General features: G+C 52.7%; 18 protein-coding genes. 2 read left to right on the top strand and 16 right to left on the bottom strand.

Going from position 1 to position 14,667, the window contains the following annotated elements; translation table 11 throughout:
• Positions 1-493: 493 nt before the first annotated feature.
• Positions 494-1,579 carry a hypothetical protein gene (locus SV7mr_RS12520; RefSeq protein WP_145272474.1) on the bottom strand — a complete coding sequence of 362 codons (1,086 nt, stop codon included), beginning with the start codon at positions 1,577-1,579 and terminating at the stop codon, positions 494-496.
• Positions 1,580-2,396: 817 nt separating this feature from the next.
• Between SV7mr_RS12520 and SV7mr_RS12525 the strand changes: the two genes are divergently transcribed.
• Positions 2,397-2,744 carry a type II toxin-antitoxin system RelE/ParE family toxin gene (locus SV7mr_RS12525; RefSeq protein ID WP_419187321.1) on the top strand — a complete coding sequence of 116 codons (348 nt, stop codon included), beginning with the start codon at positions 2,397-2,399 and terminating at the stop codon, positions 2,742-2,744.
• On the top strand, positions 2,741-3,112 hold the full coding sequence (locus tag SV7mr_RS12530) for a helix-turn-helix domain-containing protein (protein ID WP_145272476.1): 372 nt from the start codon (positions 2,741-2,743) through the stop codon (positions 3,110-3,112). The genes SV7mr_RS12525 and SV7mr_RS12530 overlap by 4 nt, the downstream gene beginning before the upstream one ends.
• 88 nt (positions 3,113-3,200) lie before the next feature.
• On the opposite strand, the gene SV7mr_RS12535 is transcribed toward SV7mr_RS12530, so the two are convergent.
• The 15 genes from SV7mr_RS12535 to SV7mr_RS12610 form a co-directional block, all read right to left on the bottom strand.
• Positions 3,201-3,506 (bottom strand): type II toxin-antitoxin system RelE/ParE family toxin, encoded by a 306-nt coding sequence (locus tag SV7mr_RS12535; RefSeq protein WP_145272478.1) that lies wholly within the window; start codon positions 3,504-3,506, stop codon positions 3,201-3,203.
• Positions 3,506-3,721, bottom strand: a complete 216-nt coding sequence (locus SV7mr_RS12540; RefSeq protein WP_145272480.1) for a hypothetical protein — start codon at positions 3,719-3,721, stop codon at positions 3,506-3,508. Before SV7mr_RS12540 ends, SV7mr_RS12535 begins: the two co-directional genes overlap by 1 nt.
• Before the next feature lie 159 nt (positions 3,722-3,880).
• Positions 3,881-4,240, bottom strand: a complete 360-nt coding sequence (locus SV7mr_RS12545; protein WP_145272482.1) for a hypothetical protein — start codon at positions 4,238-4,240, stop codon at positions 3,881-3,883.
• Positions 4,241-4,483: 243 nt separating this feature from the next.
• Positions 4,484-5,026 carry a hypothetical protein gene (locus SV7mr_RS12550; RefSeq protein WP_145272484.1) on the bottom strand — a complete coding sequence of 181 codons (543 nt, stop codon included), beginning with the start codon at positions 5,024-5,026 and terminating at the stop codon, positions 4,484-4,486.
• Positions 5,023-5,253 carry a hypothetical protein gene (locus tag SV7mr_RS25355; protein ID WP_419187322.1) on the bottom strand — a complete coding sequence of 77 codons (231 nt, stop codon included), beginning with the start codon at positions 5,251-5,253 and terminating at the stop codon, positions 5,023-5,025. The genes SV7mr_RS12550 and SV7mr_RS25355 overlap by 4 nt, the downstream gene beginning before the upstream one ends.
• A 356-nt stretch (positions 5,254-5,609) precedes the next feature.
• Positions 5,610-6,251: a hypothetical protein gene (locus SV7mr_RS12560; protein WP_145272486.1), complete on the bottom strand. Its 642-nt coding sequence runs from the start codon at positions 6,249-6,251 to the stop codon at positions 5,610-5,612.
• A gap of 97 nt (positions 6,252-6,348) precedes the next feature.
• Positions 6,349-6,831 carry a phage tail protein gene (locus SV7mr_RS12565; RefSeq protein WP_419188471.1) on the bottom strand — a complete coding sequence of 161 codons (483 nt, stop codon included), beginning with the start codon at positions 6,829-6,831 and terminating at the stop codon, positions 6,349-6,351.
• Between the two features lie 552 nt (positions 6,832-7,383).
• Complete coding sequence (locus SV7mr_RS12570) at positions 7,384-8,016, bottom strand: hypothetical protein (RefSeq protein WP_145272488.1); 633 nt, start codon at positions 8,014-8,016, stop codon at positions 7,384-7,386.
• A 558-nt stretch (positions 8,017-8,574) separates the two neighbouring features.
• Positions 8,575-10,119, bottom strand: a complete 1,545-nt coding sequence (locus SV7mr_RS12575; protein ID WP_145272490.1) for an amidohydrolase family protein — start codon at positions 10,117-10,119, stop codon at positions 8,575-8,577.
• Between the two features lie 538 nt (positions 10,120-10,657).
• Positions 10,658-11,170 carry a DUF6714 family protein gene (locus tag SV7mr_RS12585; protein ID WP_145272494.1) on the bottom strand — a complete coding sequence of 171 codons (513 nt, stop codon included), beginning with the start codon at positions 11,168-11,170 and terminating at the stop codon, positions 10,658-10,660.
• Positions 11,171-11,260: 90 nt separating this feature from the next.
• On the bottom strand, positions 11,261-12,346 hold the full coding sequence (locus SV7mr_RS12590) for a serine hydrolase domain-containing protein (RefSeq protein ID WP_419187323.1): 1,086 nt from the start codon (positions 12,344-12,346) through the stop codon (positions 11,261-11,263).
• Positions 12,347-12,461: 115 nt separating this feature from the next.
• A complete protein-coding gene (locus tag SV7mr_RS12595) occupies positions 12,462-12,893 on the bottom strand; it encodes a DUF7832 domain-containing protein (RefSeq protein WP_145272498.1) in 432 nt (143 codons plus the stop codon).
• 131 nt (positions 12,894-13,024) lie between these two features.
• Positions 13,025-13,258, bottom strand: coding sequence for a hypothetical protein (locus SV7mr_RS25360; RefSeq protein ID WP_419187324.1), 234 nt, complete (start codon positions 13,256-13,258; stop codon positions 13,025-13,027).
• Between the two features lie 400 nt (positions 13,259-13,658).
• A complete protein-coding gene (locus SV7mr_RS12605) occupies positions 13,659-14,057 on the bottom strand; it encodes a hypothetical protein (RefSeq protein ID WP_145272502.1) in 399 nt (132 codons plus the stop codon).
• Between the two features lie 119 nt (positions 14,058-14,176).
• Positions 14,177-14,650: an SMI1/KNR4 family protein gene (locus SV7mr_RS12610; protein ID WP_145272504.1), complete on the bottom strand. Its 474-nt coding sequence runs from the start codon at positions 14,648-14,650 to the stop codon at positions 14,177-14,179.
• Positions 14,651-14,667: the final 17 nt, after the last annotated feature.

The following is a 14,667-nucleotide window of genomic DNA, read 5'->3' on the forward strand; positions in this document are numbered from 1 at the left end:
AACCGTTCGCCGCCGATGATTACCAGTTTCCTTCATCGACCGAAGAACTTCCGTACGCACTAAGCCAAGGAATCATTGACGAACGAAGGTTAGCACAGGCATCAGGCAACTGGTTAGCAGGAACGAACGAGAATGCTAGCTAGCTTTTGGTGGTGCTACTGCGAATGCAACCGCCACGACCATACTGTTGAAGGAGCACAACGCGTCTAGCAAGGGTGCGTCCCCGTCTAGCAAGCGCGTCTAGCAAGGGTGCGTCCCCGTCTAGCAAGGGTGCGTCCCTGTTGGGGAAGGACGCTGCTGGTGGCCTGGGCGAGTTGGGTGGGGCTGGCAAGAGACCGCCTGCCGACGCATGAGTTTCATGGGCGAAAAGAGAAAAAACGTTCAAATTCGAACGGTTTTGGCGACGCTCAGCGCACAACCCCAGCCTACAAGCTCTCAGATCGCTTGGAAAAGATGGCAAATAATAGGTGTGGATTTCTGGCTAACTGCAGATTCAAATCTGCAGCACCACACGAGCCTGCTTGCGGATGAAATATCCATCACCGCTCACATGCTTGCGCTCCTCTTTCATCGAATCCAACGATCCAGCAATGCCCCCAAACAACTCGCCGAATCGATTCGCCATCGATAGCCATGCCTTCGCCGGCAACTTGGAGAATCGCAACGCCGCCGGAAGCTCAATCTTACCTTCCTCGTTCATCCCCAACGTCCACTTCAATAACTCCATGTAACGATCGAAGCTGATCGGCAAGAACCCTTTGTCACTACAACGCTTCCCCGATCGACTCGGCGCCGAACCCACCGCATCACGCGCCTCGTCTATCTCCAACTTCGATAACACCCGGCAACGATCCGCACCTTTCTCGCGCAAATCAAACCGGTGTCGACGAGCCAATGCCTCCGCCTGAGCCTGATCCGCTTCGTACTGCGCTCGCAAAACCTCTGTGATCCGGTGCCCCAACGCACCACTATTGTGCTGGTCAAATGGCTTATCAAGACCCGCTCGAATCCGATTCAAGTCAATGTAGACCGTGCATGCCAATAAAGCCTCATCATCGACCAGCCGAGTCGATCCATAACGCCCACCCCAAAAACTCCCGCGGCGACCGTCTTCGTAGTTCGCCCGCTGAGCAAGGTACTGATTGAGTTGCTTCATCAAGTGCGAGCAATCACTCAACTGCGTTCGACACTTCTCTAACTTCTCCTTGTTCGCCATCAACATCTCGATAGCCTGCTCAGAGGGCTGCTTGAAATTCCCGTCCTTGTCCGGCTGACCTGACAACGCACTCAGCCAACGCTCGGCCACCTGGCGATCGGTCAAAGACGCAGCAATGTCGGGCCGAGTGCGAACGTTGAGGTGATAGTGATTCGACAGCACGCCATAACTGAGCAGCTCAATGCACAGGTGTGCAAACAGCTGGTTCATTTTGTCCACCAGCCAGCCCTGGCGATAGGAAAAGTCCTCGCCGGTGTCTGGATTTTTGCCTAGGAGATAAAGGCCATCAATGGTCCGATTATAGAGGTGCACCGCTTCGACCTGATGAGGATCGAGCACCTCTGAACGAGGGTCACGACACATAAACGCAAGGTTCCTAAAGATAAAGCAGCAGGACCAAGCCACGCGTACCTGCCAGTACCATGCGTTTAATCAAAGGGCGGATCTTCACACCCTGAAACATCTAGATGGTTCTAAGAACCAAGCGAACAGCAGTCAAGCGTCTACCGACTCTCGACCTTGAAATTCCTACAACTCGAAGAGCCAATCTCTAGAATCGCCAATACGCTTCCGCTTATAAATGACGAATCAATCCCATTTGCTATCAAGCAATCTTGCCTGACCGGGACTGTCCCCTGAAACCTGGTAGGTGTAGGCGTCGATGGCTGCCTAGGCCATGTTTCGAATGGTCATGTTGTCTGCCAAGGGTTTGGTGACCGGGCAAGAGCGTTTTTTGTGCGACATCATGAGATGTGATCCTTGTTCTGAAGAGGGCTCAATGAACCATCAAGCGACATGCCTGTTGCGTTCAGAACAGGGGTGCTGCGGGCCTGAAAAAGCGCAAGTTGGAACAGCGAAAACAGCCAGAAAGACGGTTGGTGAAGGAGCTTCGCGCATACAAACGGGCAATCCAACCAGACAGTTCAAAAGAGCAAACAGAAGAAACCAACGCCATCATCAACAACGATGCAATGCAACCCAATCAAACAAGCCAACAGCAAAGACGACTGCGATTAAGTTCAACGCTGAGGATTGCCGGGTGCGAAGATTGGACCGTCCACTTCGCAGGACCGTTTTGAGCACTCCGGTTCATCCGTTTGTTCTGTCGCATTGTAGCGGTTTTCGCCCAAATTCGCGAAAAACGGCGCATGTCAGCCTTGACATATGTCGAATGTGACACATGGTACAGTGCATGGATGAAGGCAAACCGCTCGCTTGGCTGCACGGAGAGGTGAAGACACCGCCGTTTTCACGAGAAGCCAGAGTCGAGGCAGGTACATTACTGCGGAGATTGCAGCAGGGCGAGAGCATTGGGTTGCCACACAGTCGCCCAATGCCATCAATTGGAAAACGTTGCAACGAACTGCGGATTCCGGACGAAGATGTGACGTGGCGAATCATTTACCGAACAGACGGTGACGCGATTGTCATTGGCGAGGTCTTTGCAAAGAAGACGGGTAAGACGCCAAAGAAAGTCATCGATACTTGTAAGCGGCGTTTCAAGTCGTACGATGAGGCAGTGAAATGAAACCATCAAAGCGAAAAAAGCTCGAAGCAGCTGGGTGGAAAGTAGGATCTGCCTCCGATTTTTTGGAGCTTAGCGATGCTGAAGAAATGCTTGTAAACATCAAGCTATCGCTGGCCAGCAAGGTTAAAGAGTTGCGAATCAAGAGAAAGATTACACAGCAACAATTTGCGAAGCTCTTGGGGTCCAGTCAATCACGAATTGCAAAGCTTGAGCAGGCCGATCGGTCCGTATCGGTGGAGCTTTTGTTGAGATCGTTGGTCACTCTCGGCGCTTCTCGTTCCCAGATAGGAAAAATTGTTGGCACGAGGTCAGCTGCTCGCAGGCAGAGAAAACCCGCACGTGCAAAGAAACGATTGGCGAAGGCGTAAACCTGAGCGACAGAACGTCACGCGTCACCGAGCACGCGCGATGGATTCTCCACTTCGATAAATATCGACTCGCGTGCTTCGGTGCAATTCATTGTTCTGCCTCTCCAAGCGACTCGGGAGCCAGCATTCGGCTGCCGTGTATGACCGTCAATACACGGATCTCGTCGTCCGCAACTCGGTAGATTAGTCGAAATGAATAGACAAATACTTCGCGAACGTCCTCGCGTCCAAACTCCGGCACTACAGATCCAGACAGGGGATGGTCAGTCAACTGTGATGGTCGTTCGAGAATCCGTTCGTACACGGATTCTGCATACGCAAGTGACTGATGTGCAATGTAATCAAAGATGCCTAGAGCGTCGGCGGATGCTTTTTCAGTCCATCGGATATCCATCAACGTTGATTTCCGTTCTTCCGTTTATGTACGGTTAGACGCTTCCGCATCTCGTCGGTGTCGATCAATCGCCCCTCAGCGTCATCCGCTAGTCCAGCTTCAATCTGCTGCCGCACGTAGAGGTGGTACTGGACGTCTTCAAGCGATGCGTCATTTGGAAGCATTCGAGCAATCTCGGATAGCGTGTCACGCACAGGCAGTGGTGAATCAGGCATGGCAGTCTCCTATATGGTCTCCCTATTCTACCCTCAGGATAGGAAGGCGACAAACGCCTCGTTTTACGGCATAACGGTACCCGTCACAGGGCCGGGAAAGTTGATTGTCCATCAGTGAAAACACGCAAGCCCGGCTCCGGTGCACGGGATGGTTACCCGTCAGTCTATAGTATTAAAGGTGACGGAATCTGCGTCAGGAAGTACGATCCCCGCAGCTTCGAGCGTGGCGACCAGTTTCAGGAAATCGGAGCGAGTCCTGTCTGCGGAGAAAGCGGTGCAGTGATTCGAGTCGATAAACGTTTGAAAGTCCCATAAGATTCTGTCGTCAAATTCAATCGGATCGTCAAGTTCGTCGGGCCACGTCTGAACGTCTCCGAGAGCAACATCCCACGCCCCGTAATCCCAGCCGGATTCAAAGATTACGAGAAGTTGGTCAAGTCGGTGCTGATTGCGTGGATCGTCGTGCCAGTATTGTCGCAGTAGAGACTCAATCGTCGCACTAGCGTGGGCAATCGACATCGGCGAGTCCGACTGGTTCAGTTCTCGAGGTCGCCTCGGACGCCACCGCGATCGTCGCCGAGGACGCATCATTAGAATCGGGGCCGCCGCTAAGGCAAGAGCCGTGAAAGCGATGATGGGACCGTAGAGAATCACGTTCGCTTTGCACGGGTAACGAAATGCGATCTATCCGGGCACGGAGTGTGCCGGGATAGATCGTGCGTTGAAGTTTGTCGCTTTCGTGTTGCGACGTGGAAGGACTGATTAGAACGAGTCGGCGAAATAATTGCCAGTCGATTCTGGTTGCCAGTCGAGACCTGGCAGAAGAAGTTGTTTGACCGCTGCTGTGATCGGCGGTGCGGTTTCCTTTGCACTTTCAGCCGGCCTTAATACCTCCGCGACGTACCAGTCGTAAAAGCCCGCACCCATCGCTTCATCCCATTGCTGTTGTCCATGCATTTCTTGACTCTCGCCCCACCACCATGGGCTACACTGCGAATCCAAGCCCAATACCTTGGACCAACTCGGCTTGGGAGACAACGCACTGAGTGTCAACGATTCACTGCCACAGGACTCACAACTGAGCTTCCCACGATCGGCCTGTGTCGCTGAATCGATACTCGAATCAGTCGACCGCAAGTCGTTCTCACGCGAACATTCATCCACTTCAATGCAAGCCGCCATCACCGCTTGGTAACGCTTTCGCTTCGAATGATTCCAGCCGCCAAAACATCGTGATTTGGTCAACTGCCGCGTTTGGATATGCAAGCACCAGCGGCGAACGAACTCGTCGGTCGAAAGCGTCATCGGTACCTGCTCGCGTGACCCTCCCGTGCGATTGCATTGCCGAGCGCGCGGGCAGCATAGGGTGTGTCCCCGTCTAGTACGCGGTCGAGAGTTTTTTTGATAAAGTTGCCGAAGCAGCGCACATGGTAGGTGTAGGCGTCGATTGTGTTTTGGGCCATGTTTCGAATGGTCATGTCCTCTGCCAAGCGTTTGGTGACTGGGCAAGAGCGTTTTTTGTGCGACATCATGAGTTGCGATCCTTGTTCTGAAGAGGGCTCAATGAACCATCAAGCGACATGCTTGTTGCGTTCAGAACAAGGGTGTTGCGGGCCTGAAAAAGCGCAAGTTGGAACTGCGAAAACAGCCAAGAAAGACAGTTGGTAAAGGAGTCTCGCGCCTACAAACGGGCAACCCAACCAGACAGTTCAAAAGAGCGAACAGAAGAAACCAACGCCATCATCAACAACGATGCAACGCAACCCAATCAAACAAGCCAACAGCAAAGACGACTGCGATTAAGTTCAACGGTCGGGTTCACCGGGCCGCGGCGAACGACATTGTTTTCAAGACCCGCGCGGCCCGCGACTCCGTGTGCAACCCATTGTTATCCCAATGGGTTGTAACCATATTTTTCATAGTTGTCTGTGTGTGCAAGTAGCTCGAAGTACGGGCGATACTCTAACGGCAGATGACGGTCGAACATCAATTCTTTCTTTGGGTCTGCATTGCATCCGAACTCACCGCATAGCATCAGCCGTTCATTTAGATACGGGTAATTCTGAACGCCCTTCATTTCAATGTGAAGATATTCTTCGTACTCCGAATTCGCGATTGGAGTAAAGAGCTCGTTGTAGTCAACGATTTTTCGCAGTCTGTTGGGGCCGCCGCCGATAAGAGTGATATCAAACTCGTTCGGTGAGTCTTTCCAAAGCCTGTATTTTGTTGGCGTGTCACCAGCCGATATGCGATCTTCCTCATGATGCACGTCAGAAGCAGGTGCAACCCCCTTTTGTGGCGTCAGCTCGCTTTCAATAAAGAACTGCTTTACAGCGATATTGGTGAATAGGAGGCTCTCAGCTGAAAGATAAACGTCATCCCATTCATCGCGATCTCGGAAAATGTTAAATGCAGCGAAACGCCACTTTCCATCCAGAAGTTGCAAGAGCGTATGTTGGCCATTGCGCAGCCTGAGACTCAGGACTTTTCCGCTTTTCCAAATGAACCGTTTTGCGGTACTTGTAGCCATCGGTATTCAAGAGGGATAACGCCTGCCGTAACCGGGCACGAACGGAAGACTTTGATTTCAGTTGCCGCGTGAATGAGTGCTCCGGTTCACGGCTTTGTTATCGGGAGAAGTCGAAGGGTGAGCCTTTTGGTGGAGGCAATTGTCCATCTAGAGCAATTATGAAACGCAAACCAAGAAACGCGGGTGTTGATTTGTTAGAGTTTTGAGCTGATTTGACGGGGATCTCATCGCCGGGCTGTCCGAGCCTTACGCTCTGCAATTCTGACCCTTCGCCAACGTGGACGGCTGCTCGACTTCGCAGGTCCGGCAACGCAAACGTTGTTCTGCCGTCTCCACCATATGTAATTCCCAAAAGGGAGTACAATGATGTGTGCTGCTGGATTGGAAGCAACTGACCGTTGCAATCGGCCCATCCTTTGGGAGCAAAACTGTAGGGGACAAGTCTGATTTCACCCAGAAACGGCGTCGATTCAATCGTCTCTTCCGGTGGTTGCGTGGTCGATTCTTGGTTAGCGAAAAGTGAATATGCAGTGACAGTCGCGACGCCGACTGCCAACATGCCAGCGAGTGTGATCTTCATGTCTTCCCCAGAGTTAGGTTGGCCCGATAACGGCCCAAGATCACCGGGCGGGGAAGGAATAAATTTGTTGAGCGAAGCGAAGCCGCGCGCCCCTTCCCCGCTCCGTGTGCATCGTTCTGTTATGCCGAGTCGGAGACACGGCGGTGTTGTTGGAGCAACCAACAATCCACAGATCCGCTAGGCACGTTCGAACTAGGTAGCACGAGTCACCAGCGTTGGGATCAGCAGTCTGGTGTCTCGGATCACAGTGTCCCACTTCGCACGAGAGTTGTCAAGCGTTCAGAAAAGACCAGCGGTCGCAATTCGGGAATCCCAAAGTTTGCACCAAAGAACTGTCTCGAGACCTCAACGAGTCACGAATGAACCACGAAGGACCAACAGCATCCCAAAGGTATGCATCAGCCTTCTTCAATGATCAGAGAACAACGCATCACAAGACAGGGCCCATCCGCGCCGCATAACGACCCGTGTAACCGGGGATCGGGAGTTGAGTGTCCATTTGTGAATACTGACCACCGGTCCTCCGCGTGCACGCGATTGTTATCCGCCGCCTTAATGATGCGGGAATGCGGAAACAGCAGCGGACATCAGAGGCAACATCTCGGCATATTCTGAACCCGGGCAGAACACGCCGTCAATTCCGGCGACAGGGAGAGCCTCAAGTAGCTTTTCGGGTGTCGATGTTGAATAAATCAGTAGTCGATAGCATCCAGCAAAATGCGCTTCGAGCATGTCTCGGCAAGCAAGGACGGTAGCAGGAAAAGATTCAGCGTCGGCACCCAGGTCAATACGCAACGACACAGCAAATTCGAGGTCACGCAGCAATGACTGGGCCGTCGTAAACCGTTCAAGGTCACCCACGGAGCGAGCAACGATCAGAGGCTTGAGCCCCGGCGAAATCTGTTTTCGGGCCAGGCGTCGCGTCAGATCGACAAGTTGCCATGAGGCATACTCGTTTGAATCCGTGGGTTGCGTAAGGCCAAGCGAAATTGATGAGGACTCGTGAATTCCGGTTTGTGTAGCGATGTGTTCAATCAACTTAGGCTTCGAGAACATGACGACGTCGACGTCCCAGTCGTCGTCAAAAGTCATCTCAAGTCCGTACGCATCAGTGTAGACGCCGTACTTGGGACGAAGCCCGGATTGAACGACATATGCGACAAGCGGACGTGAACTAGTTGGCATAGGGTGCTTCGACGCAACGAAGGAAGATTGAGTTTCAGTCGGATAACGGCCCGAGATCACCGGGCGGGGAAGGAATGAGTTTGTTGAGCGAAGCCGCGCGCCCCTTCCCCGCTCCGTGTGCATCGTACTGTTATGCCGGGTCGGGGACAGGTCAGGAGAGTTGGAACAGCCAACACCCCACAGATCCGCTCGGTACGTTCGCACCAGGTCGCACGAGTCACCAGCGTTGGGATCAGCAGCCTGGTGTCTCGGATCACAGTGTCCCACTTCGCACTTGAGTTGTTAAGCGATCAGTGAAGACCAGCGGTCGCAATTCGGGCATCCCAAAGTTTGCACCAGAGATCGTCCCCAAACTTAAACGAATCGAGGTTGATCCACAAATGACCAGCAGCATCCCAATCGCATGCATCAGCCTATTCCAATGATCAGAGAACAACGAATCCAAAGAAAGGGCCCGTCCGCGCCGCATAACGGCACGCATAACCGGGCCGCCGCGGTTGATGCTCCATTTGAAAACGCGCTATCGACGGCTCCGCGTTCATGCCATTGTTATGCCGATTATCGAACGGGTCTCCTAACCGCTTGTCCGGGAAACGCTTTGGTGTCGAGAACGCCGTCTTTGATTAGTGGCGTGCCGTTGACAATGACGTGACGCATTCCTCGCGTGTGTTGGTTCGGATCAGTATAGGTGGCCCGCACTTCGAGTTTGTCCATGTCAAAGACAATAATATCGGCGTCCATCCCCACTTGTATGCGTCCCTTTTTCTTCATCTGTGAGACATATTCTCCGAGAATTTGAGCAGGGCGGAATGAGCAACGCGCAACTGCCTCGATCAGAGTCTCGGCTTGCCGATCGCGGACGTAGTCAATGAGGAATTTCACATAGGTGGCCGCAGTACGAGGATGGGCGAAGGCATTCTTCGGCAAGGGCCACACATCTGCGTCAATTATCCTTCCGGTCGTCTTGTCGATCCACGGCATCGCATCAGAAGCGATGATTCCGCCGGGATACAACACTGCCAGATCGAGCAGGTGTTGGTCTCTCGGCAGCCGGTAGTAATGCCAAACGATAATTTCCCCAGGAGATTCTTTTTGAATCTGTCGCAGTTTTTCCTCAGTCAGCGGTTTTCCGAGATACTCAATATCCTCAGCCTTGGCGTTCATTCGTTTCATGTTCGCTGGCTGAAACATTGCTGCGTTTACAGCGCCGCTACCCGCACCGTAGGGATACCCCTCAACCGTGATTTTTGCTCCGCGTTCCTGAGCATCCCGAATGATCCGAACCGCAAGCGAAATATCAGTCAAGCTGGTACTGTTCAAATGGCAAATGTGAACATGCGAACCAGCACCGGTAGCAAACGAGATCAGCTCACCATAAGCCTGAATCGAGCTATTTGGATCAACACGGCTGAGATTACGGATGTGCGTAAACGTCGGTACTTTGCGCTTCGCTGCCAATTGATGCACCGCGAGAACTTCCTTGTATCCGTAACCCGGCGCATAGCCGGAATTCAGCCCAATGCCGATGCTGCCATCATTGATGCCTTGTTCAACCAGATCGAGAATCTCTTTCGTCTGCTCTTCCGTGGCGACGTCGTTCACCCATCTGGTTAATGCGTAGGCGTCCTGAAACCACTTCAAATTCGGCTCTGGCTTGAGTCCTTCCAGCGCGGAAACGCGTGCGTACGTCCAAGCCGCCGCGACACCATAGTTGATCACGCGTCTCGTTTGTTTTTGAATGTCGTACCAAGGTCCAACCGGGAGGATTCCGGATTCCAGCTCGAGAGCTGTTGTCACTCCGTCAAAGGCCTGCATCCGATCAGCCGGGATATTTTGCCCGTGTGCGTGAAAGTCAATGAATCCGGGCGCGACGATCGCGCCCTTGGCATCAAGCACTGCTCTCCCGGTAAGTGGTTCTTCCGAAACGGATACGATCGTTCCCCCATTGATTCCGATGTTGCGAACCGCATCAAGGTTCGTTTCCGGATCAATGACACGTCCTGAAGAGATGACAAGGTCGTATGTTTCCTGCGCAAGTAACGTCTGCGCTGGCAAACAGGGAGCGACTAGGAAGAGTATGGCAATGAAAAGGCGAATTGGCATTCAGCCCTCCGTGAAATGTTTGTTTTATGAGGCATAACGGCCCAAGATCACCGGGCGGGGAAGGAATAAGTTTGTTGAGCGAAGCGAAGCCGCGCGCCCCTTCCCCGCTCCGTGTGCATCGTTCTGTTATGCGAGTTTGGGGCACGTCGGGAGAGTTGGAACAGCCAACACCCCACAGATCCGCTAGGCACGTTCGAACTGGGTAGCGCGAGGCACCAGCGTTGGGATCAGCAGCCTGGTGTCTCGGATCACAGTGTCCCACTTCGCAGGAGAGTTGTCAAGCGTTTAGTAAAGACCAGCGGTCACCCAATTCGGGTATTCCAAAAGTTTGCACCAGAGTTCCGATTCGAGACCTCAACGAGTCACGGATGAACCACGAAGGACCAGTAGCATCCCAAAGGTATGAATCAGCCTTCTTCAATGATCAGAGAACAACGCATCACAAGACAGGGCCCATCCGCGCCGCATAACGCCCGCGATAACCGAGTCGCGGCGATTGATTTTCCATTGTCAAAAACGACGACTCCGCGACTTCGGTTCATCGCTTGGTTCGTCGGCTCTTTGGTGCAGGTTCAAGCTGCCGAATGCGATCTAGAATTCGCAGTGGATCATCCCGTCCGAATTCTCTAGACGCATTAAATGCAGCGAATTTGCAGAACCGAACAAAAGCCGCCCGCTGATGAGCATTATAGAGCGTAGCAAACGGAATGTCATCTTCTTTGTTCGCGTGGACAAAGCCAGCAAGATCAAAGATGAAAGCGTCGTACATCAATCCATCTCGCATCCCGTCGGTCAGCACCGCGCGCATAATCGCAGGTGAGTAAAATCTCTTGCCACTAGAGTTCATGAAAAATATAGCGTCGTGCCGGGCGAATAAATCGCCGAACGGAACACGTCGCCAGTCGATTCTTTCGGCGTTGTCGGAGCGGGCGAGTTCGCGTGGGTCGAAGCCGTAGTCTGCGTGGAATGCTGCCTCGTAGAGCGTTGTCCCATGCCCCAGCGTAACACCAGCAAACGCGTGTTCGATGTATCGAATCAGCCAATCTCGCAAACGATTCTCTCAGTGCGACGAACGACGGCGGTAACGGGGCCGCCGCCAAAAGACTATGATTTGAAAACTCGCGTTATCGGCGGCTCCCGTTCACCGCTTGGTTATGCCCTTCTTGGTCTCATCACTTTTTGGCAGTGCGAGCATGAGCTTACCCCACAGTTGATTGTCGAATTTGGATTGCGTTCCGTCGGAATTAAGATTTCGGAGGGCCGAAAGAACATCCACCGGATTATCGCCAAGACGGACCACAACAAGGCCCAAACTTGGAACGACGTAGATCCGCTGCCCTCCCTTTCCATTTGCGCAGACCATGTCTTTGGGAGCGTCAGGGACTAGTGGACCGGGTAGGGCTTGGCGTTGTTGTCCAACCGTGCGGAACGACTCTTTGCCATTTAACCACCAGAGATAGCCATAAGATTGGTTGAGTTGCTGCGACGAATTGAGCATCGCATCAAAAAACGCTCGGTCTTTCATGATCGGCTGGCCGTTCCAGTTCCCCTTGGCGAGAATCATGAGTCCAAAGCGGCCCATGTCTCGTGCGTTCATCACAAAGCTATGATAGCGAAATCTGGAATTTCTCATCCCCAAAGGCTCGAATAGCACTTTCCTCGTGAACTCCTGCATGGTGGAACCAACAGCTTTTTCCAATAGCGGATGGAGTTGCTGGTAGACTTCGGTGTTGTATTTCCAAATCGAACCTGGCTTTCCTTCGTATGCCATTCTGCCGTTCAAACCACTGGTCATTTCCAGCATGTATTCAATCCGAATGGCCTTTTCCTGAGCGTTGGACGCACGCGACCATCCTGTGCCAAGAAAGTCTGAAGCAGGCTGTTCGAGTTTCAGTTTGCCCTGCTCTCTGGCGATCCCTGTGAGGAAAGCAGTGATGCTCTTGCCAGATGACATAATGTATTGCGCGTGAGTTGCGCCATCCGGCGTCCAATAACGCTCGGCAACGATCTTTCCGTCCTTCAATATGAGAAACGATTTGCCGTTAGACTTTTCGACGTACTCAAAAACTGATTCGAGCGCTTTCAAGTCCCAACCCAGTGATTCGGGGCTCGTTATCTCCCAGTCTTTGTCGGCGTTGGGAAAGTAGAGGTCTTGCGCAGTGCACGATCGCGATACGTTCCATGATAAAAGTCCGACCACAAGTAGTCCCAATGCCTGCGTGTTCATCTTCGGGTCTCTAAATGGCATAACGGTGGCCGTAACCGGGCGGCCGCGAAGGACTCTGATTTCAGAAAACGCGTTTTCGGCCGCTCCGGTTCACGGCGTGGTTATCCGCTTACGATCACCCGCCGTCTTCTTCTAGCCATTCTGAATAGATGGTGTCGAGCATTTCACACGCCATCTCCAAATGCTCTGCGTTGTCCGGAACGTCATAGACCTTCGGAAACATATCCTCAAACAGCATTTCGTAGTCCTCAAGATATGATTCCTCAATGTAGTCTGATGCAAACCGCCTGGCATGGTCAGTCAGCATCTCGCTTTCGAGTACTCCGTCGAGAGACTGGTAAAGTTCTCCGGCCGACTTCTTTCCATCATTAAAGGCATCGAATGCGTCAGAGTGATCGCGAATGCAACGTTCACTTATGAATTGTCTCCGAAGGAGCCAGGCGACCAAGAATCCTCCGTGAGTAAAGGCGCATGACTTGGGGAGTCCTTTGGGAAATCGGCCTTCAAAATGCCACTTCGCCTTGTCGTATACCTGCACATCAGACATTTGATTTCCTAATCGAGGCAATTCGGCCTAAAGGATAACGACCCGCGTCACCGGGGCCCGTGAGTTGAGCATCCATTCGAGCAAACAAACCAACGGGCCTCCGTGTGCACGCGATGGTTCCCCAACACATTCTACGAGATCCAGGTCATATCGCGTGCCAGGATCGACCAATTCCCGTCCGTCAAGGCCAACAAGTGAAAGTATCCCATGCCCATAAGGCCGTACTTCGGATGATCGTAGTCCGTATGGACAATGGCCTCGGTACCGTCTTCATTGTAGCCAATGCGAGAGAAACGCCACCAGCCAGAGCAATTCTCTAGTGTTGAACAAGCTTGCTGCTTTGAATCGAACTTGGCTGTGTCCACGAGAAAGAAATCGTCAGACGGAAAACAAACAGAGTGCCGATTGGCAACTAGGAAACTGTCCAATGTCGCGGTACTCGGAAAATGCCGGGTCTCAAAATTTGATTCCGAGAGAAGGCCCGGATCCTCAAGCGGCGGACGAAAGTATCGATGCCAAATCTCTTCAGGAGTCAGTGCAGCGAGACGCCCCTCAGCGTGACACAGTTCGGATATGGACGCAGTGTGATGGTGCACGCAAGCCGTCTGTTGACTGCCTTCCAGTACGGCGATGTAAACAGAAGTGTCGGTTGAAGCGTCGATCAAATTCGCGTTCTATTCGGGGAACGGTTGCCATCACCGGGCACGGAGAGTGATGTATCCATTTGTGAAAACTTGCAAGCCGTGCTCCGTGTGCATGGCTTGGTTATCCGCGTTCTTGGGGCACGCCCGAATCAAGCCAACCGACGAAGATATCGCAGAACAGAAGGATAGGGTACCAAGGCTTGGATCTTCTTTTGTCGATTAGACGCTGTGCACGCCTAGAGTACTCGATTGGAATGGGGTGCTCAAACCAGCCGCTGTCACTGCCAGGGCTTTGATAAAGCGTAAAGTTGTTCTTGTCTAATACGATGCAGGTAACGTGCGAGTATCGCTCTGACGTCGCGTCGGCGTAACTGCGAGCGTCCAGATCGGTCTCGAAACGCACTGCAGATGTCAAATGCGTCTTGCGGATTTGCAAGTGCGGAGGAATCCGATTCAGCATGATACCCGTTGATGAATCGACATGAACGACCGAGAAGCAAGACGGGGTTTGATCGAGCATTGTTCGTTCGATTCAGTCGGATAACGTTACACATCACCGAGCCGGGATAGTCGATGTTCCATTCGTAAAACCTTGCAAGCCCGGCTTCGGTGCATGTGATGGTTCGTTGGCAACTTGCGCTACGGAACAAGTATCCGGTTAGGAGACGCCAAGTACAGCTCCCAGAAACCCGCAAACGTATCCGTGAGTATATCAAAAGTGTTGCCGTCGGCGATCCAAACGATGGACGTATCCGAATCGGGATGGTCTGCAAGATGCATTGCATAGACGTGAACCCAGATCGAGTGGTCCGCGAATGCAAAGTACCGCCCCGCATCTGGAAGTTGGGTTCCAATTCCGGAATAGTCGGGAATTCCTAAATACGGCTCGACGATCGCTGGGACTGTGCCGAGTTCGTCGATTGGCCAAAATCGATTGAGGTCGGCGTCCATGTCAAGCAGACCATTGAACCGTTGGTAGAAAGCACGGACATTGGGCGGGAGCGTCAATGCGAAACGATTCTCGAACGCAGCGATTGCGTCGCCAGTTACGCGTGCATCTGGAGTCACATCCGCGAGATTCCAATGCTTGGCAAGGCGTTCAACAAAGGACATGGTCTTCAGTCCAACGA

The sequence above is a fragment of the Stieleria bergensis genome (assembly GCA_007745635.1).
Classification (GTDB): domain Bacteria; phylum Planctomycetota; class Planctomycetia; order Pirellulales; family Pirellulaceae; genus Stieleria; species Stieleria bergensis.

Coding starts and splice junctions, on each gene's coding strand:
- SV7mr_RS12520 (WP_145272474.1), bottom strand. CDS start 1,579: ATGTGTCGTGACCCTCGTTCAGAGGTGCTCGATCCTCATCAGGTCGAA.
- SV7mr_RS12525 (WP_419187321.1), top strand. CDS start 2,397: ATGGTACAGTGCATGGATGAAGGCAAACCGCTCGCTTGGCTGCACGGA.
- SV7mr_RS12530 (WP_145272476.1), top strand. CDS start 2,741: ATGAAACCATCAAAGCGAAAAAAGCTCGAAGCAGCTGGGTGGAAAGTA.
- SV7mr_RS12535 (WP_145272478.1), bottom strand. CDS start 3,506: ATGGATATCCGATGGACTGAAAAAGCATCCGCCGACGCTCTAGGCATC.
- SV7mr_RS12540 (WP_145272480.1), bottom strand. CDS start 3,721: ATGCCTGATTCACCACTGCCTGTGCGTGACACGCTATCCGAGATTGCT.
- SV7mr_RS12545 (WP_145272482.1), bottom strand. CDS start 4,240: ATGTCGATTGCCCACGCTAGTGCGACGATTGAGTCTCTACTGCGACAA.
- SV7mr_RS12550 (WP_145272484.1), bottom strand. CDS start 5,026: ATGACGCTTTCGACCGACGAGTTCGTTCGCCGCTGGTGCTTGCATATC.
- SV7mr_RS25355 (WP_419187322.1), bottom strand. CDS start 5,253: ATGATGTCGCACAAAAAACGCTCTTGCCCAGTCACCAAACGCTTGGCA.
- SV7mr_RS12560 (WP_145272486.1), bottom strand. CDS start 6,251: ATGGCTACAAGTACCGCAAAACGGTTCATTTGGAAAAGCGGAAAAGTC.
- SV7mr_RS12565 (WP_419188471.1), bottom strand. CDS start 6,831: ATGAAGATCACACTCGCTGGCATGTTGGCAGTCGGCGTCGCGACTGTC.
- SV7mr_RS12570 (WP_145272488.1), bottom strand. CDS start 8,016: ATGCCAACTAGTTCACGTCCGCTTGTCGCATATGTCGTTCAATCCGGG.
- SV7mr_RS12575 (WP_145272490.1), bottom strand. CDS start 10,119: ATGCCAATTCGCCTTTTCATTGCCATACTCTTCCTAGTCGCTCCCTGT.
- SV7mr_RS12590 (WP_419187323.1), bottom strand. CDS start 12,346: ATGAACACGCAGGCATTGGGACTACTTGTGGTCGGACTTTTATCATGG.
- SV7mr_RS12595 (WP_145272498.1), bottom strand. CDS start 12,893: ATGTCTGATGTGCAGGTATACGACAAGGCGAAGTGGCATTTTGAAGGC.
- SV7mr_RS12605 (WP_145272502.1), bottom strand. CDS start 14,057: ATGCTCGATCAAACCCCGTCTTGCTTCTCGGTCGTTCATGTCGATTCA.
- SV7mr_RS12610 (WP_145272504.1), bottom strand. CDS start 14,650: ATGTCCTTTGTTGAACGCCTTGCCAAGCATTGGAATCTCGCGGATGTG.